Origin of the sequence: Bartonella sp. HY038, from assembly GCF_014117425.1 — a bacterium.
In the GTDB taxonomy this organism is placed as follows: domain Bacteria; phylum Pseudomonadota; class Alphaproteobacteria; order Rhizobiales; family Rhizobiaceae; genus HY038.
On the sequence record NZ_CP059725.1, the window covers coordinates 2,822,501 to 2,825,000 of the forward strand.

1 tRNA gene and 2 rRNA genes (1 of these 3 only partly in view) are annotated in these 2,500 nt (G+C 49.0%); all 3 read right to left on the reverse strand.

Annotated features, from left to right (window positions below):
• Positions 1-267: 267 nt before the first annotated feature.
• Positions 268-344 (reverse strand) — tRNA-Met (locus tag H3299_RS12200).
• Between the two features lie 231 nt (positions 345-575).
• Positions 576-690: ribosomal RNA gene (rrf, locus tag H3299_RS12205) — 5S ribosomal RNA — on the reverse strand.
• A gap of 76 nt (positions 691-766) precedes the next feature.
• Positions 767-2,500, reverse strand: a 23S ribosomal RNA gene (locus H3299_RS12210) (it continues 1,079 nt past the right edge of the window).

Sequence of the window (2,500 nt, forward strand, 5' to 3'; positions counted from 1 at the left end):
CAACCAAAAACGGAATGCCGAACATCGTCTTTAAAAAACAAGTTGCTATTTTTCGCATTACAAAGAATCTAGAGCGCACCTTTGCTTACACATCTTGGTTATGGTTTTCTTTGGTTGGGAAGAGGTGTGTTCTACCATATTAGCAGTGCCGGTTTTGGCGCACGTACCGAATTGGCATTATGGCGTTATAAACCGCCAAGAACTGCTTTCTTGGGGTTATTGTATATGTCTAATCAATGTGTCTATTATTTTGCTGATGGGTTTTATTGGTTGCGGGGGCAGGATTTGAACCTACGACCTTCAGGTTATGAGCCTGACGAGCTACCGGGCTGCTCCACCCCGCGTCAAGGGTTTTGTTTACTTCTTCACGACCGGTATGTTGTGAAGGAGTATCTGATATTAAGGCACATTTTTAAAATAATGTCATGCTTTTAGGAAGCGTTATTATCTTGATTTTGTGTCTTTTTTCCAAGGAATGATTTAAGCTATAGGGCTTATATTGCTTGGGATTTATCAGCTAGACAAATTGATTTGTTTGATGGTGAAGAGAAAATATTCATACATGCATTTTGCAGACCTGGCAGCGACCTACTCTCCCGTGTCTTAAGACAAAGTACCATTGGCGCTGGAGCGTTTCACGGCCGAGTTCGGAATGGGATCGGGTGCAGCCGCTCCGCCATAACCACCAGGTCGGCGAAAGGCATGAACGAATTGAAGCTGGTTTTGATTTTTCTGCTTTTTTATTAACTGGATATAGGTAATGGGAACGATCAAGCCGATTGAACGATTAGTATCAGTAAGCTTCATGTGTTACCACACTTCCACACCTGACCTATCAACGTGGTCGTCTTCCACGGTTCTCATGGGAATACTCGTTTTTAGGTGGGTTTCCCGCTTAGATGCCTTCAGCGGTTATCCCTTCCGTATATAGCTACCCTGCTATGCGGCTGGCGCCACAACAGGTCCACCAGAGATACGTCCATCCCGGTCCTCTCGTACTAGGGACAGATCCTATCAATATTCCTACACCCACGGCAGATAGGGACCGAACTGTCTCACGACGTTCTGAACCCAACTCACGTACCGCTTTAAATGGCGAACAGCCATACCCTTGGGACCTGCTCCAGCCCCAGGATGCGATGAGTCGACATCGAGGTGCCAAACAACCCCGTCGATATGGACTCTTGGGGGTCATCAGCCTGTTATCCCCGGCGTACCTTTTATCCGTTGAGCGATGGCCCTTCCACACGGGACCACCGGATCACTATGACCGTCTTTCGACTCTGCTCGACTTGTCAGTCTTACAGTCAGGCAGGCTTATGCCATTGCACTCAGCGAACGATTTCCGACCGTTCTGAGCCCACCATCGCGCGCCTCCGTTACTCTTTAGGAGGCGACCGCCCCAGTCAAACTACCCACCATACACGGTCCTGGTTCCGGATAACGGAACGCAGTTAGACATCCATGTAGATAAGGGTGGTATTTCAAGGAAGACTCCACAATGGCTGGCGCCACTGCTTCAAAGTCTACCACCTATCCTACACATGTCGACACGAATGCCAGTGTAAAGCTATAGTAAAGGTGCACGGGGTCTTTCCGTCTAACCGCAGGAACCCCGCATCTTCACGGGGAATTCAATTTCACTGAGTCTATGTTGGAGACAGCGGGGAAGTCGTTACGCCATTCGTGCAGGTCGGAACTTACCCGACAAGGAATTTCGCTACCTTAGGACCGTTATAGTTACGGCCGCCGTTTACTGGGGCTTCAATTCAATGCTTGCACATCTCCTCTTAACCTTCCAGCACCGGGCAGGCGTCAGACCCTATACGTCGTCTTGCGACTTCGCAGAGCCCTGTGTTTTTGGTAAACAGTCGCTACCCCCTGGTCTGTGCCACCCCCTAACGGTTGCCCGCTAAAGGGTCACGCTTCTTCCGAAGTTACGCGTGCAATTTGCCGAGTTCCTTCAACATAGTTCTCTCAAGCGCCTTGGTATTCTCTACCGGTCCACCTGTGTCGGTTTCGGGTACGGTCTATAATGTGGGAGCTATTTCCTGGAACTGCTTCACTGCATCATCAATCCAATAAGATGATACAATTTACGCAATCCGTCACTTCCCACAGGCCCACGAATATTAACGTGGTTCCCATCGACTACGCCTTTCGGCCTCGTCTTAGGGGCCGGCTCACCCTGCTCAGATTAACTTTAAGCAGGAACCCTTGGACTTTCGGCGAGGGAGTCTCTCACTCCCTTTATCGTTACTCATGTCAGCATTCTCACTTCCAATACCTCCAGGATCCCTCACGGGTATCCCTTCACAGGCTTATGGAACGCTCCGCTACCACTTACACTTACGTGTAAATCCACATCTTCGGTGTATGGCTTTAGCCCCGTTACATTTTCGGCGCAAAGACCCTTATTTAGACCAGTGAGCTGTTACGCTTTCTTTAAATGATGGCTGCTTCTAAGCCAACATCCTGGTTGTTTTGGGATCCTCACATC